At 30.7% G+C, this 23,400-nt stretch carries 20 protein-coding genes and 1 tRNA gene; 8 read left to right on the forward strand and 13 right to left on the reverse strand.

Annotated features, from left to right (window positions below; translation table 11 throughout):
- Genes BUC09_RS03505 through BUC09_RS03515 form a run of 3 tightly spaced genes read right to left on the reverse strand, consistent with a single transcriptional unit; the run spans position 1 to position 3,345 of the window.
- Entirely contained in the window at positions 1 to 921 is a 921-nt protein-coding gene (locus tag BUC09_RS03505; RefSeq protein WP_073308728.1) for a GNAT family N-acetyltransferase, read from the reverse strand.
- 1 nt (position 922) lies between these two features.
- The gene (locus tag BUC09_RS03510; protein WP_073308730.1) at positions 923 to 1,912 is read right to left on the reverse strand and encodes a polysaccharide deacetylase family protein; all 990 of its coding nucleotides are present in this window, start codon (positions 1,910 to 1,912) and stop codon (positions 923 to 925) included.
- Complete coding sequence (locus tag BUC09_RS03515; protein ID WP_073308732.1) at positions 1,909 to 3,345, reverse strand: glycosyltransferase family protein; 1,437 nt, start codon at positions 3,343 to 3,345, stop codon at positions 1,909 to 1,911. Before BUC09_RS03515 ends, BUC09_RS03510 begins: the two co-directional genes overlap by 4 nt.
- Positions 3,346 to 3,379: 34 nt before the next feature.
- Between BUC09_RS03515 and BUC09_RS03520 the strand changes: the two genes are divergently transcribed.
- Complete coding sequence (locus BUC09_RS03520; protein WP_234972513.1) at positions 3,380 to 4,795, forward strand: B12-binding domain-containing radical SAM protein; 1,416 nt, start codon at positions 3,380 to 3,382, stop codon at positions 4,793 to 4,795.
- Here the strand turns inward: BUC09_RS03520 and BUC09_RS03525 are convergent, their stop codons facing one another.
- From BUC09_RS03525 to BUC09_RS03540, 4 genes are read right to left on the reverse strand one after another with little or no spacing between them, the layout of a single operon-like run.
- Positions 4,796 to 6,163, reverse strand: a complete 1,368-nt coding sequence (locus BUC09_RS03525) for a B12-binding domain-containing radical SAM protein (protein WP_073308734.1) — start codon at positions 6,161 to 6,163, stop codon at positions 4,796 to 4,798.
- Positions 6,160 to 6,936, reverse strand: coding sequence for a class I SAM-dependent methyltransferase (locus tag BUC09_RS03530; RefSeq protein ID WP_073308736.1), 777 nt, complete (start codon positions 6,934 to 6,936; stop codon positions 6,160 to 6,162). Before BUC09_RS03530 ends, BUC09_RS03525 begins: the two co-directional genes overlap by 4 nt.
- Positions 6,926 to 8,386 carry a B12-binding domain-containing radical SAM protein gene (locus BUC09_RS03535; protein ID WP_073308739.1) on the reverse strand — a complete coding sequence of 487 codons (1,461 nt, stop codon included), beginning with the start codon at positions 8,384 to 8,386 and terminating at the stop codon, positions 6,926 to 6,928. The genes BUC09_RS03530 and BUC09_RS03535 overlap by 11 nt, the downstream gene beginning before the upstream one ends.
- Complete coding sequence (locus BUC09_RS03540; RefSeq protein WP_073308741.1) at positions 8,379 to 9,284, reverse strand: hypothetical protein; 906 nt, start codon at positions 9,282 to 9,284, stop codon at positions 8,379 to 8,381. The genes BUC09_RS03535 and BUC09_RS03540 overlap by 8 nt, the downstream gene beginning before the upstream one ends.
- 159 nt (positions 9,285 to 9,443) lie before the next feature.
- On the opposite strand from BUC09_RS03540, the gene BUC09_RS03545 reads away from it, so the two are divergent.
- Entirely contained in the window at positions 9,444 to 10,013 is a 570-nt protein-coding gene (locus BUC09_RS03545) for a hypothetical protein (protein WP_143161857.1), read from the forward strand.
- Positions 10,014 to 10,060: 47 nt separating this feature from the next.
- Here BUC09_RS03545 and BUC09_RS03550 read toward each other — a convergent pair whose 3' ends face one another.
- Both BUC09_RS03550 and polA read right to left on the reverse strand, forming a co-directional pair.
- Positions 10,061 to 10,390, reverse strand: a complete 330-nt coding sequence (locus BUC09_RS03550) for a GIY-YIG nuclease family protein (RefSeq protein WP_073308745.1) — start codon at positions 10,388 to 10,390, stop codon at positions 10,061 to 10,063.
- 68 nt (positions 10,391 to 10,458) lie between these two features.
- Positions 10,459 to 13,305, reverse strand: coding sequence for a DNA polymerase I (gene polA / locus BUC09_RS03555; RefSeq protein ID WP_073309049.1), 2,847 nt, complete (start codon positions 13,303 to 13,305; stop codon positions 10,459 to 10,461).
- Between the two features lie 125 nt (positions 13,306 to 13,430).
- On the opposite strand from polA, the gene BUC09_RS03560 reads away from it, so the two are divergent.
- Both BUC09_RS03560 and BUC09_RS03565 read left to right on the forward strand, forming a co-directional pair.
- Positions 13,431 to 14,666: a metallophosphoesterase gene (locus BUC09_RS03560; RefSeq protein WP_073308746.1), complete on the forward strand. Its 1,236-nt coding sequence runs from the start codon at positions 13,431 to 13,433 to the stop codon at positions 14,664 to 14,666.
- Between the two features lie 52 nt (positions 14,667 to 14,718).
- Positions 14,719 to 15,015: a thioredoxin family protein gene (locus BUC09_RS03565; RefSeq protein WP_073308747.1), complete on the forward strand. Its 297-nt coding sequence runs from the start codon at positions 14,719 to 14,721 to the stop codon at positions 15,013 to 15,015.
- Here BUC09_RS03565 and BUC09_RS03570 read toward each other — a convergent pair whose 3' ends face one another.
- Complete coding sequence (locus BUC09_RS03570; RefSeq protein ID WP_073308748.1) at positions 15,016 to 15,645, reverse strand: polysaccharide deacetylase family protein; 630 nt, start codon at positions 15,643 to 15,645, stop codon at positions 15,016 to 15,018. It lies immediately after the preceding gene.
- A 61-nt stretch (positions 15,646 to 15,706) separates the two neighbouring features.
- Positions 15,707 to 18,907 (reverse strand): glycosyltransferase family 117 protein, encoded by a 3,201-nt coding sequence (locus BUC09_RS03575; RefSeq protein ID WP_073308750.1) that lies wholly within the window; start codon positions 18,905 to 18,907, stop codon positions 15,707 to 15,709.
- Between the two features lie 161 nt (positions 18,908 to 19,068).
- On the opposite strand from BUC09_RS03575, the gene BUC09_RS03580 reads away from it, so the two are divergent.
- Positions 19,069 to 19,139 (forward strand) — tRNA-Gln (locus tag BUC09_RS03580).
- A 95-nt stretch (positions 19,140 to 19,234) separates the two neighbouring features.
- Here BUC09_RS03580 and BUC09_RS03585 read toward each other — a convergent pair.
- Together BUC09_RS03585 and fbp are read right to left on the reverse strand one after the other, a co-directional pair.
- Positions 19,235 to 19,567 carry a hypothetical protein gene (locus BUC09_RS03585; protein WP_073308752.1) on the reverse strand — a complete coding sequence of 111 codons (333 nt, stop codon included), beginning with the start codon at positions 19,565 to 19,567 and terminating at the stop codon, positions 19,235 to 19,237.
- Positions 19,568 to 19,569: 2 nt separating this feature from the next.
- Complete coding sequence (gene fbp / locus BUC09_RS03590) at positions 19,570 to 20,577, reverse strand: class 1 fructose-bisphosphatase (protein ID WP_073308754.1); 1,008 nt, start codon at positions 20,575 to 20,577, stop codon at positions 19,570 to 19,572.
- Between the two features lie 129 nt (positions 20,578 to 20,706).
- On the opposite strand from fbp, the gene BUC09_RS03595 reads away from it, so the two are divergent.
- From BUC09_RS03595 to BUC09_RS03605, 3 genes are read left to right on the forward strand one after another with little or no spacing between them, the layout of a single operon-like run.
- Positions 20,707 to 21,540, forward strand: coding sequence for a M48 family metalloprotease (locus BUC09_RS03595; protein ID WP_073308756.1), 834 nt, complete (start codon positions 20,707 to 20,709; stop codon positions 21,538 to 21,540).
- 1 nt (position 21,541) lies between these two features.
- On the forward strand, positions 21,542 to 22,015 hold the full coding sequence (locus tag BUC09_RS03600; protein WP_073308758.1) for a GNAT family N-acetyltransferase: 474 nt from the start codon (positions 21,542 to 21,544) through the stop codon (positions 22,013 to 22,015).
- A gap of 48 nt (positions 22,016 to 22,063) precedes the next feature.
- Entirely contained in the window at positions 22,064 to 23,317 is a 1,254-nt protein-coding gene (locus BUC09_RS03605) for an aspartate kinase (protein WP_073308759.1), read from the forward strand.
- The last annotated feature ends 83 nt before the right edge of the window (positions 23,318 to 23,400 follow it).

The following is a 23,400-nucleotide window of genomic DNA, read 5'->3' on the forward strand; positions in this document are numbered from 1 at the left end:
TTAAAATGTGTCTAAGTCAGCATAATTAAATTCAAAATCTTCTATGTTTATAGGTTCTAAAGGAAGATAGCCAATTAGCCATGAAGGTTTTGTAGTTTTGATTTTTGAAAGTATTTCATATTCTCGTGAATCTATTACAACTTGAAATAAAATTTCATTAATACCTAAAAAAGCCGCTATTTTTTTTAATTTTTTTAAAGCCAATTTAAAATTTTGATCAGACTTAGATGAAAAGTGTCCTACGTGTAAAATGGAATCAATTTTAATCCAAAAATTACAATCATGTAATTCAATAAAAAAATGATGATTAAAACTATTTTTATAAACAATAAAATCTCTATTGTAGTTTTGTTTGAATTTGTTAGAGTAATCTGCTCTAGGGTTTAATGATTCAAATCTTCTCAAATAATTTTCGCATATCTTTTGATACAAACTATTAAAGTATGTCTTCTTAGCTATTTTTGCTATTGGAAACGCAACTGTTTTAAAATGGAAACGTTGCATTTTTTTGTGTTCTAACCAATCAAGTTTTTTTGTACTGTGATATGTATTTTCACTGTGATATGCATACACCATTTTAATTCCTTCGGCACGCATAAGTTCATATGATTTTAAAGCTAAATTATAATGTAATCCTTTGTTTTGATATTCTTTTAAGGTAAACGAATCGCAAGCATGTGCTGCAAAAATTGTTGAAGAACTAGAAGTAAATTTCTGGGGAATGGCACCATAAAAAGCTACTGGTTTATTGTTGTGATATGCTAAAAAGCATATGTTTTTAATTCCTAAATAAGAAGTATTGTATTTGTTTTTTAGATAGTGAATTGTTTTTTTTTTATTAAAAACATTCAAAAATAAATATTGAAGATCTTTTAAACTCTCTTCACTAAGTCTTTTATATGTAAAATTTAAGTTCTCCATACTACAAATATTTTCCTTTCAACAAATACACTAATTGCATCTTGAAATTTATATGAGGATTGATTACGAATCGATTTCTTAAAAGCGGATTGTTCTTTTCGTTTTCAGTATTATAATCAACCAAAAGAATCCTTTTGAAGCCAATTTTTTCTGAATAGTTTATTAATTCAGAATTGTAAGAGCCAAAAGGAAATGCAAAATCTAAAATTGGTTTTTCACAAATAGATTCCAATACTTTTTTTCCTTTTAAAACTTCAAGTGTAGCTTCTTCAAAAGTAATACTATTCAAATTTGCGTGTGTATAACCATGTGAACCAATTTTGAAAAGCGGTTTTTTTGCTACTTCTTTTATTTGATTATAATTCATTAGTTCCCAATAGTCATTTAAGGGTTGTTGCTGAATGATTTTCCATTCATCTTTAAAAATATTTAATAATGGTTGGATTTCCTTCCAAGATAGTTTTTTGCATCTGTTTTTTAGTGAAATTCCATTATAAATAAATTCACCTTTATGGTTTTTAGAATAATGTTGATTTTCAAAAATAATGCTATTTTGATTACTATAAAATGAAACTAAATCTAAAAAATCGGGCCATAAAAAATTAGTATTATTATCCTGAATAGTAGTAATAAAAAAAGTTGCTGGGATTGAGTACTTTTCTAGAATAGGAATTGCATATTTGAAATTATTAGCATAACCGTCATCAAAAGTTATTGCTATATTTAAAGTGTTTGGTTTAAATTTTTTGTCATAAAAATCCTGTAGTGATATTATGTTGTAATTTTTAGAAATAAAATCTATAAATTGAGTAAAATATTTCTCTGAAACGAAACGACTGTTGTATTTTGTTTCTCCAGTTTTATCAATACCGTGAAATACAATTATTCTTTCTCTATAACGGTTTCTTAATAAATATTTACCCAATCCAATTTGGAAAATAAATAATTTAAGAAATAATAGAAGTCTGTATTTAATTTTAAGCAAAATCATATTGATTGTTTTTTGCTAATAATTTTATATAAAACCCAACCTTCTGGTAAATTATGGACAACCTTTAAATTGTAATTATTTATTAAATTATTCCAATTTATTATTGGATTTTTATCTTTCCATTGTTTTTCAAACTTAGTTGGGTGAAACAAAATAAACGCATCATTTGGGAAAGTTCTATATTCTTCTATCCATAAATTTTTATAATCAAAATTTAAACCTCTACCTTGTAAAGCTATATCTAAATCAAAACTATATAAAGTTTTATTTTGATAGTTTTCTAGTTTATAAGCAATTTCTCTCTCCAAATGATTCCTTTCTAAAATAGGCTTCAAACTAAAATAGCATAATATAAGTTGAATTGTTATAACAATAAACATGGCCACTTTTTGAACGGAGATGTTGCTGAATTTATCAAAAACAAAATTAAATCCTGAGAATAAAATGATTATGATCAGTGGAAAAGAGAGCAATAAAAATCGATTGTTTTGGAAAGGGATTCCTGCTAAAAAAAAGCTGTAGGCACTAACTGATAAAATTAGAATTTTAACTTCAATGGAAAATTTGTTCGCTTTTATGAAAAAAGGGATAAAGGCTACTCCAAATAAGAAATATAGAGGATGGTATACAGACGAAAAAGCATACAAAATATTTGGTAATAAATTATAGCTTGTTCCATCTGCAGTTGTAAAAGAATTTTTATAAAAATTAGTAACTGACCAATCTTTAAGCCAATTATGGTTTAAGAATTCGGTTGAGTTGTTTTGACGAATTATTAAGTGGGGTAGAAACAATAAACATACAATAAAAATAAAAACAAATACATGTTTTAGATTTTCTTTCCTTTTGATGAAAAGATATATTAAATACAATCCAAAAGGGGAAATGACTACAAAAGCTGCATACCGAGTCATTATTGCACTTATTCCAAAAATTAGAGCGTAATATAGATTGCTGACTTTATTTTTCTTACTATATACAAGTCCATTATAAAAAAATAGAATAATAAATAATGTCGATAACATATCAGACATACTTGAAACTCCTATTTTAAAAACTATTGGAGATAGACAAAAAAAAGCAAACACATAGAAAGGTATATGTTTTTTGTTTTCATTTAAAAGTACAATTGTTTTGGATATATAAAGTGAAGTGATAATTAACGATGTAATACTAATAAGCTGTAATGCCACATCAGATTTTACAAAAAAACTTAATAAAGATCCTAATATAGGGTAGTACAAAGGCCAAAAATAATCACCAGGGTTTATGCATGTTTGGTAATAATTTTTTAGAGCAATAGTATACCTTAAATACTCATATGAATCTTGTCCATATAAGCCATCAAATTTGAAAATAAATCGTATTAGTATTAAAATAATTAATATCGATATGAAATTCAATACAATTAAAAGTGTTTTTTGTTTAAACATTAATTATTTTTGAAATAATAAAGATACTCTTTTTTTGAAAAAAACAGTTTTATTATACAACCCAAAAGCAGTCTTTTTTGATATGCCTCTAGCACTTTTAGCTATTGGCTCAGCTTTAGATAATTCTAAATATGATGTTGTGATTGTAGATGCTAGAATTGATGAAAATCCTTTAGATAAAATAAATAAATATTTAGATAATGCAATTTGTTTTGCAGTTACGGTGCTTACTGGAAATCCCATCAAAGACGCATTGTATATTACTAATGAAGTAAAAAAAAGAAAATCTAACCTACCCGTAATCTGGGGAGGTTGGCATACGTCATTATTTCCAACACAAACACTTGAAGATGAAAATTCAATCGATATCACTGTTCAAGGTCAAGGAGAAGTTACATTCAAAGAGCTAGTAGATGCTATAGACAATAATGAAGAGTTCTTCGATATTAAAGGAATTTGTTATAGAAATGATGAAGGAAAAGTGATTAAAAATCCAGCAAGAGTAATTGCTCAAATGGACAATTTTGCTGATATAAATTATGATTTAATTGATATTGAGAAATATTTTGTAAAAAAAGGGAGAAGACAATTAGATTATATTTCTTCAACTGGATGTTACTTTAGATGTACATTTTGTGCTGATCCTTTTGTATATGAACGAAAATGGACTGCAATATCCCCAGAAGTAATGGTTGATAAATTGGAATCACTTTACAAAAAATATAAATTCACAGACTTAAATTTACAAGATGAAACCTATTTTACCTATCGAGATAGGGTTGTTGAAATTGCAAAGCAAATCATAGATAGAAATTTAAAATTTTCATGGGCAGCAACCATGAGAGCCGATCAAGGTTCTAGGTTAACTGAGGAAGATTTTAGAGTTTGTGTTCAATCTGGTTTAAGAAGATTGTTGATTGGAGTAGAAAGTGGATCTCAAGAAATGATGGATTGGCTGAAAAAAGATATAAAGATGGAGCAGGTTTTATTATGTGCTGAACGATGTAAGAAATATGAAGTTTCTGTTATATTTCCATTCATTGTAGGGTTTCCCAATGAAACCAAAGAAAGTATTGATGCTACAATAAATATGGTTAAAGATTTGAATAGAATGGATTCAGGATTTTCAACACCAATATTTTATTTTAAACCTTATCCAGGTTCTACTATAACAGAAGAAATTGTAAAAAACGGATATCAATTGCCTAATACCATTCATGAATGGTCAAATTTCGATTATATAGGTTCTTCTGGTCCTTGGGTAAGCAATGAGAAATATGATTTTTTTGAAAATTTTAAATTTTATTTAAAACTTGGGTTCTCTAAGCAACACTTTGTTTTTAAGCCTATTCAGCATATTGCTAGATTAAGATGTGAGAAAAGTTTTTTTAAATATTCAATAGAGAAAAGACTTTTTGATATTTTTTATAATAAACAGCGATTGTCTTAATTAAATGTGTTTAGTTATCATCATTATTCCATTAGCAAAAAGTGCCTTAGTTTTATGTTTAATAGAATCTAGCCCTTTTTTTCTAAAACTTTCAACTTCATTTACCACTTTACTCACAGCATAATTATAAAATTTACGAGAATAAGTTCTTTTGAAATCTATTTCTCTGTCTGTAGAGGTTGCCCAATCTAGTTGATTTGTAATTTTATTCTCTATTTCATTATATAAACTAGTTCCTTTAATTGGATAAGCTACTGTTATGGTATAATGAGTTGGATTTGCTTCTTTAAGGTATTTAATAGTTTGATTAATGTCCTCTTTGGTTTCACCTGGATAACCCAGCATAATAAAAGTTCCAGTTTCAATTCCAATACTATTAGTTTTTTGAATCATCTCTTTAACTAAATCTACATCTACACGTCGGTCCATTAAATCGATAATTTTTTGCGAACCACTTTCGGCACCTATCCAAATTCTAAAACAGCCAATCTCCTTTAATAAACCCAAAATTTCATCATTTAGTCTTTCGGCACGTGTGATACATTCAAAAGGGACTAGAGCATCTTGTCTTAAGACCTCGTCTTTGAATTCTTGTAACCATTTATGACTTACGGTAAAAACGTCATCTACAAACCAAATCGCATCAGTATTGTAGTTTTGTTTTAACATTTTCATTTCGGCTGCGACCAAATTTGCAGGTCTTCTTCTGTAACTTTGACCATAAACGGCTGTGCTACACCATTTGCAAGTATAAGGGCAACCTCTTTGTGTAGAAATAGTCATAGAACTTTGTCCGTGATTGTTTTTCCAAGTGTCTAAATAGCGTTGCATTTGAATAGCTTCTCTATTAGGTAAAGGAAGTTCGGACAAGTCTTTGATTTTTGTTCGAGGATTTGTTTGAATTATTTGTTCGTTTTCTAAGTATGCAATTCCATCTACACCTTTTAAATTGGTTTGATTGATGATAGCTTGATATAACTCGAAAGTTGTTTCTTCACCTTCTCCAATGACTAAATAATCTGCTCCAGCTTTTAAATAATTTTCAATATTATAAGTTACATCAGGACCACCAAGGATTATTTTCGGGTAATTATATTTTTCAGATTTTAGAATATTCATCAATTTAATAACTTCAATTTTAGTCATCAAATTGGTGTATATGCAAATTACTTTTGGCCTTTTTTCTAAAATAAAATCTAGTTGTGTTTTTTGATTGGAAAATGTGCTGTCGAATACATCATTATCGATATTCTTACTTTTCAAGTAGCCAGAAACATAGAGTAACCCTAATGGAGGATAAGGTTTCATTATCTTTTGTTCCTTTGGATCATCAGACAAATAATAAGCATGTGTGAAAAGTATACTCATTTTTTTTCCAATACTATTAAATAGTGATCAGCATATTTTGACAGGAATGAAAAGCTCTTAATTACTACATCCAATTTTCTTAGTATTCTAAAAACAATTTGATGTCTTTTTACAAAAGGTTCCAAATAGGACGGAGGGACAAAAAAACCAATAGGTTTGCATTCAATACACGTAAAATTGCTTTTTGATAAATTTACAATATCTTTTGGATTGTAATAATAGGTTGTAATCAATTCATTTGAAACATTAACAATGACTGATTCTTTTTTGCGTCTGAAGGCTTCTTGAGTTCTTTGTTTAAGAATGAAATAAACTTGTTCCCAAATTGTATTTTTTGGCATTATAACCAAAGCTATCTTTGATTTTGAATGTAAAATAGAAGGAATATTTTGGAAAAAATTTTTGAGATCAGATTTTGTCAAGCAATTAAGTCCGCCAAAATTTGAAAACATAAAATCAAAATTATCTCCCTTAAATTTATCGTGAACTTTTAATAAATCAAGTTGTAAAAATGTTAGATTTTTAAGTTCGGTTTTGCATGATGCTTCTAAAATCATTTTTTCAGAAATATCTGTTGCAATAATGTTATGCTTTTGTTCAGCAAGCCAGATGGCATCAACACCAGTTCCACAGTTTATCTCCAGTATATTGAGCGTTTTTGTTAAGTGTTTTTTAATATGATAATGAACCATATTACGTTGCGCTTTACCAATTAAACTTTCGGTAAAATTATAGTCGTATTTTTTTGCCTCATCATCAAAACTAGCTTTCATTTTTTAGTCGATTTAATATTATGTTATCAATGAATAAACTAGGTATGTAATAAAGTAGTTTTGATATTGCTTTGGTTTTTTTAATATTTATAAGTTGAGGTTTTATGATGATTTCTTTTAAAGCTTTTATACCTTGTGTTTTTCTAAATTCTTTATGCACATAACGTTGAAGTTTTCTGTAATAGTTGGAGTTGTATGTGCCTTGAAACATTATTTCAAAATCATCAGAATCTGTCCAGTTTGCTTTTAATTTTAAATCATCTTTTACTTTTTCATAAAATTTTGTTCCAGGCAAAGGATAAGAAACCGAAATTCCAATATTGTCAGGACATAATTCTTTAACCATCGCTATGGTTTTTTGAATGTCCTCTTGAGTTTCATTTAGATAACCAAACTGAAGAAAAAAAGCGACTTTAATCTTTTTATCTTTTAATAATTGTGTAGCCTTATAAATTTGTTCTACAGTTGTTCCTTTATCCATTGCGTCGAGAATTTTTTGCGAAGCGCTTTCGGCACCTACCCAAACTTCTTCAAGACCAGATTCTGAGAGACAATCTATGGTGTCTTCTTTTAAGAGTAAATCGACTCTGCTTTGAATAAAGTATTTAATGTTTAATTCTTCTTTTTTAAGAAGGGTATTGAAATCTTGGACCCAATTGGGTTTTAAACCAAAAATATCATCACACATCCAAAATCTTTCTACTTTATATAGATTTTTTAAATGCTTTATTTGATTAACGATATACTCTGGTGAGTGAGCGTTATATCTATTCCCATAAATTGGTTTAGCACACCAATTGCATTTGTAAGGGCAACCTCTTGTTGTTGCAATGTTTAAGGTGAATTCTTGACCGCTTTCTTTCCAAATAGCTCTGTATTTATTAATATCAACTAAGTCCCATACTGGTAAAGGTAATTCGTCTAAGTCTTGAAGTACAACTCTAGATTTATTTTTTTGAATTTCTTCGTTTTTTTTAAAAACTATGCCCTCAATTTCATCAACTGACTCTCTTTTTTCTATTGAATCTATTAATTCTAGTAATGTTATTTCTCCTTCTCCTTGAATTACATAATCAGCACCAGTATCTAAATATTTTTCGAAATGATCAGTGGAATCAGAACTGTTGATAATGACGATGCAATTATTGTTTTTCCCGATTTTAATCATCTCAAAACATGCCTTTCTCATGTTAGTTAAGCACATTTTGGTTAGGTAATTAAATCCGTCGTCGTAAATAACCAAATATTTAGGTTTCTGATTTTCCAAAACAGATAGAATCTCATAGGGATTGTCTCTTAAATTGGTATCAAACAAATCCACATCGTAACCATTTTTTCGCAATAAAGCTGCTGCATACAAAGTCCCTAATGGAGGAAAAGGTGTTTTGTTCTTCCATTGTTTTGGATCTAATTGATAATAATATGAGTGGGAAAATAAAATTCTAGACATGTTCCTCTGGGAATTCCATTAGATATTTTTCTTTAACTTCTTTGTATTTGTTATTCAGAGAATCAATCACTTTTTTTTGAAAATTAGATGGATGGTGCTTAGATACTTTTTTGGATGACTTGAAAGCAATAGCAAAATCTTCATCAGACATTTTATGACTGTATTTTATTTTCCAAACAAAAAAGATAATTCTGAAACATATATTTTCAATCCAATTTCCAAAAAAACTAATATTCGATTTTTCAATAATAGTAATTATTTTGTTTTTTGTTGGCGTTTCTTCAATTTCTCGATTTATAGATTTGTTAGGTAGATAGTTTTTATACCAATTGTTTTGGTTGAAAAAATCATTAAAAACCTGACCATGAATAGGTAGTAAAGTGGATATTTCTGTTGCAGTAAATCTATTTTTTTCAGGTATTTCTAAATTGTCTGAGCTTATCAAATAATTAATACAGAAAAATTTTTTAGAATTTAGCAAAAAAAATTTTTTAAAAAGGATGAAAATCATTTTGCATGTCCATAATTTGTTTGGACTAGTAATTATAAAAAAATCAGCATCACTTTTTGAATCAAAATACCCTTTAGATAAAGATCCAGAAATTGCAACACCTTCAACAAAGGGGAAATATTTGTATATAAATTTGGCTCTTTTTTTAGCTTTTTTAAGTGCTAGTTCAGCTTTAATGTTGCCTTCTTCTCTTTTTTGTATTGTATTCTCGTGTTGATGATAGTGATAGTAGTCTTTTGTTTTACAAATAATGTTTTTATTGAGTGCTACATTTAAATCTTCATCAAGTTGTTTTAAATCTTTAATTGAAGAAAAAGAAAATACCTCCTCCTTTTTTAAAGGATGATTAAATATGCTGAAATATAATAATGGTTGTAGTATTTTCAATTTTAGTTTGTTTAATCAAATTTAATATTTAAACCCAAATATTTGAATTATATTTTGTTAATTCGAAATATTAATGATTTTGTTTTTAGAATGTTTGTGCGAATAGTTTGTTTTTTATTTTTTGTGATTTTTTTTGTTTCTTGTAAGAAGAATGAAAAAATGATTGAGTATAGACCTTATATTATTTCAGAAGAAAGAAAAAAGTATGAAATGCAAGATGAACTATATAAGGAGGGAAAAATTGACAAAGTTGTTCTCACACATTTGCCTGAGTATTTTTATGGAAGTGAGAATTTTATTTTAGATGATAGTTCGAATGTTTATTACTATCAACTTGAAAGGTTTTTTAGTGCTTCAGGCTGTGGGACAGATACAGGAAAGGATTCAATTCCTTACTTTTTAAAATTAAAACCAGAAAGCTTTATTAAATTGCCTTTAGAATCAATTGATGGTTTTCTAAAGTTGAATTTTAGAAAAGGAGAAAGAAATGCCGTTAAAATAGCTTCTCAAAAAGATACCCTAAATTCAAAAGCATATTTTAAACTTCAAGAATCTTTGGATAAATATCTTGATTATAGAGAAGATAGAGATATTTACCTTATCTATCCAACAACTCAAGAAGAAGATGTTGTATTACTGTGTAAAAAATATAAGAAAGATTATAACTCTGATTCTATAAAATGGGACAAGAAAAGGATTAGATTTCCAATGTCTAAAATCCATGAATAATATTCTGTGATTTTTGTCATTTCGACCAAAGGGAGAAATCACATAATCTAAAGTTGTTCAAAGTGATGATTCAAAAATTCAAATTTAGGATTGAAATTTTTTATTAGCTCAGTCTTTTTATCTCTTCGCCATTTTTTTAATTCTTTTTCTCTTGCAATAGCATCTTCAACCCAAACGAATTTTTCATAATAAACCAAAAACTCTAAGTTATAATTTGAAGCAAAGGTTTTATTACTAAGTCTTATATTTTCTTTATGTTGGAATAACCTCAATTTTAAATTATTAGTTATGCCTATATATAATGTCGACCTGTATTTGTTTGTGATTATATAAACATAGTAGGAATGGAATCCTATTTGTGGATTGAATTCATTCATGGAATAAATAACTTTATGTGATTTCTCCCTTTGGTCGAAATGACAAACTGTAAAATAATGACTAATTCTTAATGCGCTTCCAACCAATCTTTACCTAATCCCATTTCAACTTCTAATGGTACAGCCATTTTGAAAGCATTTTCCATTTCGTGTTTGATCATAGGTTGTATTTTTTCGATTTCAGAATTGTGAACATCGAACACAAGCTCATCATGTACCTGAAGTAACATTTTTGATTTGTAATTATCTTCTTTCAATCGTTTGTGTATGTTAATCATGGCTATTTTGATAATATCCGCAGCACTTCCCTGAATAGGCGCATTGACAGCATTTCGTTCAGCAGCACCACGAACCACAGCATTCGCTGAATTAATATCTTTTAAATAGCGACGACGACCTGAGATGGTTTCTACATAACCATTATCACGAGCAAAATCTACTTGGTTGGCCATGAATGATTTTAGCTTTGGATAGGTTTTGTAGTAGGCGTCAATCAACTCTGCACTTTCTTTACGTGAAAGAGAAGTTTGATTTGATAATCCAAATGCAGAAACGCCATATATAATTCCGAAGTTTACCGTTTTTGCATTACTACGTTGTTCTTTTGTTACTTCTTCTGGAGAAATATTGAACACCTTTGCAGCAGTGCTTCGGTGAATATCTTCGTTATTTTGGAAAGCGGCAATCATATTGTCTTCGCCTGAAAGCGCAGCAATAATGCGCAACTCAATTTGAGAATAATCGGCAGAAAGCAAAGTGTAATTTTCATCACGAGCAATAAATGCTTTTCGTATTTGACGACCTCTTTCGGTACGAATTGGGATATTCTGTAAGTTAGGATTGTTTGAACTTAAACGTCCAGTTGCAGCAACAGTTTGCATATAATCGGTATGAACACGTTGTGTTTTTTTATCTACCTGTTCTGGCAAAGCATCCACATAAGTGCTTTTTAGCTTTACCAATTGGCGCCATTCTAATATGTCTTTTACAATTTGATGCTCGTTGGCTAAATAACTTAATACTTCTTCACCAGTAGCGTACTGACCCGTTTTGGTTTTCTTTTGTTTGGAACCGCCAATTTTTAATTTATCAAATAAGATATCTCCTAATTGCTTTGGCGAAGCTAAATTGAATTTCTCACCTGCTTCTTCATAAATCTTGTTTTCGAAAGTTTCAATCTCTTTCTGCATGTCAACTGACATTGATTTTAGAAAGTTTTCGTCAAGGTTAATGCCTTCTCGTTCCATGTCCGCAAGAACTTGAATTAAAGGGATTTCAATTTCATCAAATAGTTTTTTAGTGCCAACACGTTCTAAAATAGGTTGAAAATGTTCTTTTAGTTGAAAAGTGATATCGGCATCTTCTGTGGCGTATTCTTTAATATCTTCTAATGCTACGTCACGCATTGATAATTGGTTTTTTCCTTTTTTACCAATTAATGTTTCGATCGATTTTGGAGAATATTTTAAATAGGTTTCAGACAATACATCCATGTTGTGACGCATGTCTGGATTAATCAAATAATGCGCAATCATGGTGTCAAACAAGTTTCCTTTTACTTCAATACCATAATTAGCTAATACTTTTAAATCGTATTTTACATTCTGACCAATTTTTTCAATTTTGTCATTTTCGAAAAAGGGTTTGAATTTGTCAATTAGAACTTGAGCTTCTTCTTGGTTTTCTGGGAATGGAATGTAAAATCCTTTCCCTTTTTCCCACGAAAGGGCTAAACCAACCAATTCAGCGTTTATTGCATCGATGCCAGTTGTTTCGGTGTCAAAACAAACTGATTTTTGATTTTGAAGATTTTGTAATAACAATTTTAAAGGTAAATCTCCTTGAACGGTTTGGTAAAAGTGCGAAGTGTTTTCTAGTGTTGCGTAGTACGAATGTGATTTTGGTTCGTCACTATCTTCATCTACAAAACCGAATAAATCCATTTGATTTTCGGGAGTTTTCTTTACAGCTGTTTTTTTAGTTTGTGGTTTGTTGTTGTCCTCGGTAGTTGTAATTTCATCATATTCTTTTCCAGAGCCGAATAATTTGTCAAATTGTGTTTTTAACTGACGGAATTCCAATTCTTGAAATAAAGCATCTGTTTTTTCTACATCTGGTTTAGAAAGTTCATAATTTTTAGCATCAAAAGTAACGGGGCAATCGAGTAGGATAGTAGCCAGTTTTTTAGAAAGTAATCCTTGCTCTTTATTTGCTTCAATTTTGTCTTTTATAGCACCTTTTAATTGATGTGTATTGTTCAATAAATTTTCTATGGAACCATATTCGGCTAAAAATTTCTTAGCTGTTTTTTCGCCCACGCCCGGCAAGCCGGGGATATTATCTACGGCATCTCCCATCATCGCTAAGAAATCAATAACTTGTAAAGGGTCTTGGACTTCAAATTTGGCTTTCACTTCTTCTACTCCCCAAATCTCAATATCATTTCCTAATCGAGCAGGGCGGTACATGAAAATATTTTCTGAAACCAATTGTCCAAAATCTTTATCTGGTGTTACCATGAAAACTTGGTATCCTTCTTTTTCGGCTTGTTTTGCCAATGTTCCAATTAAATCATCGGCTTCAAAACCGGCTTTTTCGATAATTGGAATATGCATGGCTTGCAATAATTCCTGAATGTAAGGAACGGCAATTTTAATAGCCTCAGGAGTTTCGTCACGGTTTGCTTTGTACTCGGTGTACATTTCTAAACGATAATCGCTTCCACCTTTGTCAAACGCTACGGCTAAATGATCTGGTTTTTCGCGCTTAATAACATCAATTAATGAATTCATGAATCCTAAGATGGCTGAAGTATCCATGCCTTTAGAATTAATTCTCGGATTTTTGATAAAAGCGTAATATCCTCTAAAAATTAAAGCGTATGCGTCGAGTAGAAATAAGCGTTTTTGTGACATTCTTTTGTAATTTGAAATGTAAAAATAATCAATCGAAATATAAGTTGTCAATCAATAGTTAAAATTTGATTAACAAAATCCTATCGTGTTGAGTTTCTTTGTTACTTTGTTCAAAAATTATTGAGATGTTATTTCGATTTATTATAGTTGCTGTTGTTCTTTTGTTGGTTGAAATCTATGCTTTACAGGCATTTAGGACATTAGTTAAGTCTAAGTGGATTTTATGGGCATATGCCTTAGTAAGCTTTGTGGCTTATGTGTATATATTTTATACTATTTTCAATTTTGATAGAAAAGTTGGTCAAACCAAGCAGAGCTTATTTGCTTTGGGTCTTTTGCTTACACTTTATTTGCCTAAAATTGTACTTACAACTGTAATGTTAGGCGAGGATGTTGTCCGATTTTTATCTGGTGTGGCGAACTATTTTATTGAGTATGATAGCCGTTCGACATTTTTGCCTGAGAGGAGGAAGTTTGTTAGTCAGGTTGCTCTTGGCTTAGCAGCTGTTCCATTTTTATCGTTGCTTTATGGAGTAACAAAAGGGAAATACAATTTTAAAGTTTTTAACCAACATTTATATTTTCCCGATTTGCCAGATGCTTTTGATGGGTTTACCATAACACATATTTCTGATATACATTCGGGAAGTTTTGATAATGCAGAAAAGATAAATTACGCTGTTGATTTAATTAACCAACAAGGTTCAGATATTTTATTGTTTACAGGCGATATAGTAAATGCTAAAGCAGATGAAATGCATCCTTGGATTGATACTTTTAATCGTTTAACAAAACCAGTTTTTGGAAAATATTCGGTACTAGGGAATCATGATTATGGCGCTTATTTAGACTGGGATTCTGAAGAAGCAAAAGCAAAGAATTTTGAAGACATTAAAGATTTGCATCGCCAGATTGATTTTAAATTGCTGTTGAATGAACATGTTAAGATTAAAAAAGAAGATCAGGAGTTAGTTCTTGTAGGAGTTGAAAACTGGGGAAAACATTTTGGTTCGATGGGAGATGTTGATAAAGCTTCGGAGGGATTGACAGATAAAGATTTTAAGATACTAATGAGTCATGATCCAAGTCATTGGGATGAAATTGTAAAACATCATCATAAAAATTTCCATTTAACGTTGAGTGGTCATACACATGGAATGCAGTTTGGGATAGAGATTCCAGGTTATTTTAAATGGAGTTTAGCGCAATACATGTATAAACAATGGGCAGGATGTTATGAGTATTTAGGAAGATATGTTTATGTAAATAGAGGTTTTGGTTTTCATGCTTATCCAGGTCGCGTAGGAATTATGCCTGAAATAACTGTAATCACGTTAAAAAAAGGTGAAAAACTAGCATAATTCGTTAAAAAGAGTATATTTGTATTGCAAACTATAACTAATTAGTACGCTTATGTCAAAATTTGGAGAGCTTATTAATGCACACGTCCCAGTTTTAATCGATTTCTATACTGACTGGAATGAATCGTCACAGTCTATGAATCCTGTGATTAAAGATGTGGCTGCTGCACTTGGAGATAAAGCTAAAGTAATCAAAATTGATGTCGATAAAAATCAAGAATTAGCCGAAGCTCTTCGTATTAAAGGTTTACCTACACTTATGATTTATAAAGAAGGGCAAATGAAATGGCGTCAATCTGGAGAGTTGGATGCTAATACTCTTATAAATCTTGTTCAGGAACAGATTTAATCATAAAACATCAAAAACAAATCCTTTTTTTTTATAATGAGCAATGGCTCTTGGTAAAGCATGTTTTAGATTGACACTTGCTTTTACACTATCGTGAAAAACGATAATGCTTCCAGAAGTTACTTTTTGAATTGCATTCTCTAGACATTTGTCAGGACTTATGGTTTGGTCAAAATCTGCAGAAAGTACATCCCACATAATTATTTTATAGCCCAATTTTCGAACAAGCTTTGATTGTTTTAGGGTTATTTTGCCATATGGAGGTCTAAAGAGTTTGTTTTTTTGAGTTTTTTGAATTGCATTCTCGCATAATTCGATATTTTCCAGATACTCCTTAGTGTTCGTTTTCCATCCGTTAAGATGATTAAAAGTGTGATTCCCTACAGAGTGTCCTTCAGCTATGATTTTATTAAAAATTTCAAGATTGTTTTCGATGTTTTTCCCAATGCAAAAAAAAGTGGCTTTGATATTGTTTTCTTTTAAGGTCGACAGAGCCCATTCCGTAATTTCAGGTGTTGGACCATCATCAAACGTCAAATAGATTTTGTTGTCGTTATTGGGTATACTCCAAACTTGGTTAAAAAATAACCGTTTTACAAATGAAGATGTTTTTGTCCAGTAGAAACTCATATAACAAAAATAAGGCTTTCAATAATGTACTGAAAGCCTTATTTTAATTGTTTGGTAAAATTTATTCCATATCTCTACCAAAACGTTCAAAACGTTTGTTAGTAGCGTTGAATGTAGTTTTCATTTTATTATAAAACTCAATATCATTGTTGTTTTTAGCAACTTCTAATAAGCCTCTATATCTTTCAATAGCAGTGATTATGTCAATTGCCATATCATTTTGCTCACTAGGATGAATTTCGCTGAAATATCTTAACTCGTCTTGGTATTTAGACGCTAGTTTAGTAAGTAACTTTTGAGCATTTTGATTTTCTCCAATCTTGTAATAACCATCAGCAAAAGAATCTACCGTGCTATAAAACTCATAAAGGTCTATAGGCATTTTTGCTAATGCTAATTCAATAACTTTTTTAGCTTTATCTTTTTGACCTTCTATAATTAGTTGGTTCATTAGTCGAGCCATGTTTGTTCTATGAGAAATACAATCCTTTCTGGTTTCAGGGTCGTGATAAATGTTTGGACTTTCTCCGTTACCCCAATCCCATTTCATGATTATGTTGTACATGATGTCAGAATCTAATCTTCCCATGTCAAAAGTGTAAGCGTCTTCAGGTAAAGGTGTTCTAATTGGAACTAGTCTATAAACCATTCCATCAAGTTGTAAGAATTGCTTCATCCAGATATAGTCATCATCTGCAAAAGCACCCGGCGAAAAATAAATTGGTCTTTTCCAGTTATTATTTCTTACGATGTCTAACATCATTAATCTGTTCTTGTAAATTGCATTTCCTTTAATGTCAACATCAATATAAGGCACAATTGAATCAGCTAATTTAGGATTAACAACTTTGTGTTTTAGTACTTCATCTTTGTTAACAGGTATCCTTATTTTATTTGTAGGATAGAATTGAACATGATGTCCATTATTCAATTCAATTAATGTTCGAGGGTCATCACTAGAAATGAAATTGAAAAATTCATTAACATCTAAACGTGCATCAGTTCTTTTTTCGAAAACTAAATAATCTCTTTTTTCTGAAACATAATCTTCATGTGAAAAAGAAATTGGAACAGGGTCAGATTCATAAGCTTTTGCTTTCATAGTATCAATGTACCAATCGGTCATTAATAAGCTAGTGTTAACAATACGTACGTCTGTTCTATATCCTTCTATTTCTTGTAGGTACCAAAGAGGGAAGGTGTCATTGTCTCCAATGGTAAATAATATGGCATTTGGTTCGCAAGAATCAAGATATGCCCTTGCAGAGGCTACAGCAGTTCTTTTACCTGAGCGATCATGATCATCCCAGTTTTGAGAAGCCATAAGTACTGGCGCAGCAAGTAAACAAACAGAAACTACAATAGGTGCTGCTATTTTAGGTTGAATAAACTTTTTAATAGTATCGTATATGGCATAAACACCAATTCCGATCCAAATGGCAAATACATAAAACGATCCAACAAGTGCATAATCTCTTTCACGAGGTTCAAATGGACGTTCGTTTAAGTAAATCTTTAAAGCAAGTCCTGTAAATAAGAAAAGTGCTAAGACTACGTAAAAACTTTTTAAATCTTTTCTGGCGTGGAAGAAGAATCCAATTAATCCTATAATGAAAGGTAAAAAGAAATAAGTGTTTCTTCCTTTGTTGTTTTTCCAATCGGCAGGAAGATTGTCTTGCGATCCAAGTCTGATAGCATCAATAAAATTAATACCGCTAATCCAGTTTCCGTCTTTTAAATCATATTCACCTTGTTTGTCATTTTGTCTTCCAACAAAATTCCACATTAAATACCTCCAATACATATAGCCAAATTGATACTCAAACATGAATCTCAAATTGTCAAGAGTTGTAGGTTTTTGTATGTCTAAATAATGCCCGTAGCTTTTAAGAAACTTATCATAATCTTCAACGTCGATTTTGCCTGAAGCATACGCTGCTCTGAATTCAGATACAACTTGAAGTAATTCTTCTTCTTCAGCATAATCAGGTTTAACTTTAAAATCTAGAACATTCGTGAATCGCATATAGTTTACTGCATGCTCACTACTCCATAAACGCGGTAAAAAAGCTTTGTGATTGTCATCGGTATTTTGTGCTCCGTTTTTGAAGTTATTTACAATTACATACTCACCTTTCTTATAATCTCTTTCGTAGTTAGGCTTATCGTCAGTGTAAGGATTGTTTTCGTCAAGACCAGCATAGGTGTCAGAAAATTGAGGTCCATAAAATAATTTTTGTTCACCATATTGCTCTCTGTTATAATAAGCAAGAACCTCTCTAGCATCTGAAGGGTTGTTTTCGTTAATTGGAGTTTTTGCGTTAGCTCTAATAGGTAACATTAACCAAGTAGAAAATCCAATTAAGATAAACAAAACACATAATATAATTGTGTTGTAGAATACTTTCCCATTTGCTCTAGTATATTTCAAGCCAAAATAGAAAAACGCAATTAATAATATGCTAACAAAAATTGTCCCTGAGTTAAAAGGTAATCCTAGACTGTTCACCATAAATACTTCGGTTGCTCCAAAGAATGTCATTGTCCATGGTAATAATGATTTGAAGATGAACAATAATATAGAAACTACAACTATATTGGCAACAATAAAGTTCTTAATTGTTACTTTTTCGAAATGCTTAAAATAATATAAAAATCCTATTGAAGGAATCGTTAATAAAGCCATGAAGTGGACACCAAATGATAATCCAACTACTAAAGCAATAAGTAATAGCCATTTGTTACCTTTTGGTAAATGCATTTCTTGCTCCCATCTTAAACCAAGCCAGAACAATAATGCAATTAAAAAAGTTGCCATTGCATACACTTCTGCTTCAACAGCGTTAAACCAGAAACTATCTGAAAAAGTAAAAGCTAACGAACCTGCAAAAGCACTTCCAAGTATAGCTATACCATTGTCTTTATTTATTTCTGTAAATGACGAAACTACTTTGCGTAAAATAATAGTTAGTGACCAAAACAAAAATAAAATGGTAAAAGCACTTGAAAACACAGACATCATGTTGACCATTAAAGCTATATTTTCTTTTCCAATAGCAAACATCGAAAAGAAAGCTCCCATCATTTGGAATAATGGTGCTCCAGGAGGGTGGCCAACTTCAAGTTTTGCAGCTGTGGCAATGTATTCACCACAATCCCAAAAACTCATTGTGGGCTCTACAGTTAAAGAATAGACTACTAATGAAATGAAAAAAGAAACCCATCCAAGGATAGTGTTCCATTTATTGAAATTGAATGACATATAATTATGTTTCAGTTTGTGTTTGACCACACAAAGAAACTATTTTTTTGTCTAAAGAAAAGGTTAAAAAAAATTTTTTTAATTTTTTCTTCAAAAATACTTGCAGAAATAAAAAATGGGTGTAAATTTGCACTCGCATTAAGGAATTAATGCAGGTTTAATGGCTCATGGTGTAATGGTAACACTACGGTTTTTGGTGCCGTCTTTCTAGGTTCGAGTCCTAGTGAGCCAACAAAAAAGCTCTGAGAAATCAGAGCTTTTTTTATTTCAATATGTTTGATACTGAATAAGATAAAAAAAGGACTCAATTTGAGTCCTTTTTTATGTCTAATCCTTAGGGGTGTTTAATATTTTGATTTTTAAATTTTCACAAAGAATTTCTGCAGTTTGTAAAGCGTCTTTCAGATTTTCTTCCATCGAGAAAGTTATATGTTTATTCTGGTCAAAAAAAATATTTACTAGAAATCTTTCCCTATGTAATTGAACTGTTGCAGACTCATTGTTTATTCTCTGTCTAACTTTAGATTTTATAATTGTAACGTACTCAAATTTTGGACAATTTTTCCATTCACCATATTTAAATCCTAAAATTGAATAATATCTTCTGTAAATATTTTTATTGGTATCTATTTGATATTCGTCGGAAGAAACAATTGACATGATTATTTATTATTTTCCATAAATTCTTCTGCTTTTTCTACCATATTTTGGCTTCCGCAGAAAAAAGGAACACGTTGGTGTAATTCTGTGGGTTGTATTTCCATAATACGTTTATAACCATCAGAAGCTTTTCCACCGGCTTGTTCAGCAAGAAATGCCATAGGGTTGCATTCATATAATAAGCGTAATTTTCCGTTAGGTGCTTTTGAACTGGTTGGATATAAATAAATACCTCCTTTAATCATGTTTCTATGAAAATCTGAAACTAAACTTCCAATATAACGAGAAGTATATGGTCTGTCACCTTCTTCTAATTGGCAGTATTTAATATAATTTTTAACTCCTTGAGGGAAGTGTATATAATTTCCTTCGTTTACTGAATATATTTTTCCATCTTTTGGGAATTGCATATTCGGGTGAGATAAATAAAAAGTTCCAATGGCAGGGTTTAAAGTAAATCCGTTCACTCCATGTCCTGTTGTGTAAACTAACATGGTTGAGGTTCCATATATCACATATCCTGCGGCCACTTGATTAACGCCTGGTTGTAAAAAGTCTTCTAATTGAACTGGTGTTCCTATTGGGGTAACTCTTCTAAAAACCGAAAAAATAGTTCCCACAGAAACATTTACATCAATATTTGAAGAGCCATCTAATGGATCCATCAAAACCACATATTTGTTATTGTGACTATTATCTGAACCAGCAACGGTGATAAAATCATCATTTTCTTCAGAGGCAATACCGCAAACAATCTCTCTGTTAATTAATGTTTGAATAAAAACTTCGTTTGCATATACATCCAGTTTTTGTTGGTCTTCACCTTGAATGTTTTGATCGCCTGCAGCACCAACAATATCTACTAATCCAGCTTTGTTTACTTTATAATTTACAACTTTTGCAGCAAGTCTAATTGAGTTGATAATTCTGGATAATTCTCCCGATGAATATTGAAATTCACTTTGTTTTTCGATGATGAATTCACCTAATGTTTTATTGCGTTCTTCCATGTAAGAAATCGTTGTAGTTTAGTTGGGCAAATATCATCATTTATTTTTTAAATTAAATCACAAAAAACTTCAAATTGAACCATTTTTATCACCTCAAGATATTTTATATTTGTTAGAAAATTATACACCATGAAAACAATGAAATTAGTTGGTTTAGTCGCTGTAATGTTTACAGGAACAGTAAATGCACAAATAAACCTAGGCGAAAAGGCATTAGGAGCTGTCCAAAAAGGGTATGCCGGTTTTACTTTTAGTGATGAAGAGGCAGCAGCAATGTCTAAAGAGGCGGTTGTAAAAATGGATGCTGAAAATAAAGTAGCAGGTCCCAAAGATGCTTATACAATTAGATTGAATAAAATTTTTGGTAAACATAGTACTGAAAACGGATTGAACTTAAATTACAAAGTATATTTAACTAAAGATGTAAATGCTTTTGCAACTGCAGATGGAAGTGTTCGTGTGTTTTCTGGTTTAATGGATATTATGGACGATAATGAATTATTGGCAGTTATTGGTCACGAAATTGGACATGTTGCAAACCATGATACAAGAGATGCTGTAAAAGCGGCGTATAAAAAAGAGGCATTGGTAGATGCAGTAGCTTCACAATCAGATAAAGTCGCAAAATTAACTGATAGTCAATATGCAAAAATTGGTAGTGCAATGATAGATAGTCGTCATAGTCGCCAACAAGAATCTGAAGCAGATCTTTATTCGTATGATTTTATGAAGCGCCATAAGTATAATGTTAATGCGGTTGAGTCTGCATTTACAATTTTAGCTAAGATGAATGAAGGAACAGAATCTAATTTTTTAACTAGAATGTTGAGTTCTCATCCTGACCCAAAGCAAAGGGCAGAAGATGCTAAACAAAGAGCTGTTGCAGATGGTTTATATAAGCCTTATGTAAAAAAAGCAGCTGTAAAAACAACAACTAAAAAAGTCGTAAAAAAGAAAAAATAAAATGATAATCCGAAAAGGAAAACAAGAAGATATGGCAAATGTTCTTGAACTTATAAAAGAATTAGCCATATACGAAAAAGAACCTGATGCTGTAGTTATAAAAGAATCTGATTTAATCAGAGATGGATTTAGTGATAATCCTCTTTTTTACACTTTTGTAGCTGAAGTTAATCATAAAATTGTTGGCGTTGCTTTATACTATTACCGTTACTCTACTTGGAAAGGGAAGACAATTCATTTAGAAGATTTAATAGTTAGAGAAGAAATGAGAGGAACTGGTATAGGTTTCGAATTATATTCTGAAATTATTAAGCAAGGGAAAAAAAACAACGTTAGAAGAATTGAATGGAACGTTCTAGACTGGAACACTCCGGCAATTAAGTTTTATGAAAAATCTGGAGCTCGAATCCTTGATGATTGGAGGGTAGTTCAAATGGATGAAATGGGAATAAATGAATTTTTAGATAAATTGTAAAAACCTGAGTCAAGCTAAAATGATTGTTAGTTTGAAAAATAATAAGTTATGAGAATTTTCAAATTTGGAGGAGCGTCTGTAAAAGATGCTTCGGGTGTAAAAAACGTATTTGACGTTTTACAAAAAGTAGGTTATGAAGATGTGTTATTGATAGTTTCGGCTATGGGAAAAACTACCAATGCACTTGAAGTTGTTATTAAAAATTATTTTGATAAATCACCAGATTTGAATGCTTCAATACAAGAAGTGAAAAAATACCATTATCAAATACTTTTAGATTTATTTGAAGATGAAGATCACGAAGTTTTTCTTGATGTAGACAGCCATTTTGCAGATTTCGAATATTTTGTAAGAAGTAATAAATCGCCTAACTATAATTTTGTTTACGATCAAATAGTAAGTTATGGAGAAATTATTTCTACTACAATTTTGAGCCATTATATGAATTTTAGAGGAATTAGTTCGCAATGGCTTGACGTACGTAATTATATCAAAACAGATAATACCTATCGTGATGCTAATGTTGATTGGGATATTACTCAAAAGAATATTTCTAAAATTTCTAAAAAGAAATCACTTTTTGTGACACAAGGATTTGTTGGGTCAGATGAAAACGGTTTTACTACTACTTTAGGTCGTGAAGGGTCTGATTATACAGGTGCAATTTTTGCTTACTGTTTAAATGCTGAAAGTGTAACCATTTGGAAAGATGTGCCTGGTGTCATGAATGCTGATCCTCGTTATTTTGAAAATGCAACATTATTAAACCAGATATCATACAGAGAAGCAATAGAACTTGCTTTTTATGGCGCTAGTGTAATTCATCCTAAAACATTACAACCACTTCAAAGAAAAGAAATCCCGCTTTATGTTAAGTCGTTTGTAAATCCGCTTTTACCTGGAACTAGTGTTTCAAAAGGGGAAGATTTAGAACCTAAATTACCTTGTTTTATTGTTAAGAAAAACCAGCTTTTATTGTCCCTGTCATCAATTGATTTTTCGTTTATAATGGAGGAGAACATAAGTGAAATTTTTGCTTTACTACATCAGCATAAGTTAAAGGTAAGTTTAATCCAGAATTCTGCTATTAGTTTTTCAGTATGTGTAGAAGATAAATTTGGGACATTTAAAGAATTGGTAAAAATCCTTTCTAAAAAATTCAAAGTGAGTTATAACGAAAATGTTTCACTTTACACAGTAAGACATTTTGATGAAAAAGCGATGAAAACGGTCGAAAAAAGCAAAACAGTTTTGCTTCGCCAAATGAGTCGCGAAACACTTCAAGTTGTGACTAAAGAATAATTTTTTTAAAAAACTATTTTGCTCCAAAACATCAAAGGGAGATATTTGGCTTAATTGCAATATCTTTGATGTTTTGGAGTTTC

Origin of the sequence: Flavobacterium terrae (genome assembly GCF_900142035.1) — a bacterium.
Classification (GTDB): domain Bacteria; phylum Bacteroidota; class Bacteroidia; order Flavobacteriales; family Flavobacteriaceae; genus Flavobacterium; species Flavobacterium terrae.

Bases quoted from the DNA above. Each gene is read 5' to 3' on its own strand.
- BUC09_RS03550 (WP_073308745.1), bottom strand. From the start codon at position 10,390: ATGAATGAATTCAATCCACAAATAGGATTCCATTCCTACTATGTTTAT.
- BUC09_RS03560 (WP_073308746.1), top strand. From the start codon at position 13,431: ATGTTATTTCGATTTATTATAGTTGCTGTTGTTCTTTTGTTGGTTGAA.
- BUC09_RS03535 (WP_073308739.1), bottom strand. From the start codon at position 8,386: ATGTCTAGAATTTTATTTTCCCACTCATATTATTATCAATTAGATCCA.
- BUC09_RS03605 (WP_073308759.1), top strand. From the start codon at position 22,064: ATGAGAATTTTCAAATTTGGAGGAGCGTCTGTAAAAGATGCTTCGGGT.
- BUC09_RS03515 (WP_073308732.1), bottom strand. From the start codon at position 3,345: ATGTTTAAACAAAAAACACTTTTAATTGTATTGAATTTCATATCGATA.
- BUC09_RS03545 (WP_143161857.1), top strand. From the start codon at position 9,444: ATGATTGAGTATAGACCTTATATTATTTCAGAAGAAAGAAAAAAGTAT.
- BUC09_RS03585 (WP_073308752.1), bottom strand. From the start codon at position 19,567: ATGTCAATTGTTTCTTCCGACGAATATCAAATAGATACCAATAAAAAT.
- BUC09_RS03510 (WP_073308730.1), bottom strand. From the start codon at position 1,912: ATGATTTTGCTTAAAATTAAATACAGACTTCTATTATTTCTTAAATTA.
- BUC09_RS03570 (WP_073308748.1), bottom strand. From the start codon at position 15,645: ATGAGTTTCTACTGGACAAAAACATCTTCATTTGTAAAACGGTTATTT.
- BUC09_RS03530 (WP_073308736.1), bottom strand. From the start codon at position 6,936: ATGAAAGCTAGTTTTGATGATGAGGCAAAAAAATACGACTATAATTTT.
- polA (WP_073309049.1), bottom strand. From the start codon at position 13,305: ATGTCACAAAAACGCTTATTTCTACTCGACGCATACGCTTTAATTTTT.
- BUC09_RS03565 (WP_073308747.1), top strand. From the start codon at position 14,719: ATGTCAAAATTTGGAGAGCTTATTAATGCACACGTCCCAGTTTTAATC.
- fbp (WP_073308754.1), bottom strand. From the start codon at position 20,577: ATGGAAGAACGCAATAAAACATTAGGTGAATTCATCATCGAAAAACAA.
- BUC09_RS03600 (WP_073308758.1), top strand. From the start codon at position 21,542: ATGATAATCCGAAAAGGAAAACAAGAAGATATGGCAAATGTTCTTGAA.
- BUC09_RS03595 (WP_073308756.1), top strand. From the start codon at position 20,707: ATGAAAACAATGAAATTAGTTGGTTTAGTCGCTGTAATGTTTACAGGA.
- BUC09_RS03525 (WP_073308734.1), bottom strand. From the start codon at position 6,163: ATGAGTATACTTTTCACACATGCTTATTATTTGTCTGATGATCCAAAG.
- BUC09_RS03575 (WP_073308750.1), bottom strand. From the start codon at position 18,907: ATGTCATTCAATTTCAATAAATGGAACACTATCCTTGGATGGGTTTCT.
- BUC09_RS03505 (WP_073308728.1), bottom strand. From the start codon at position 921: ATGGAGAACTTAAATTTTACATATAAAAGACTTAGTGAAGAGAGTTTA.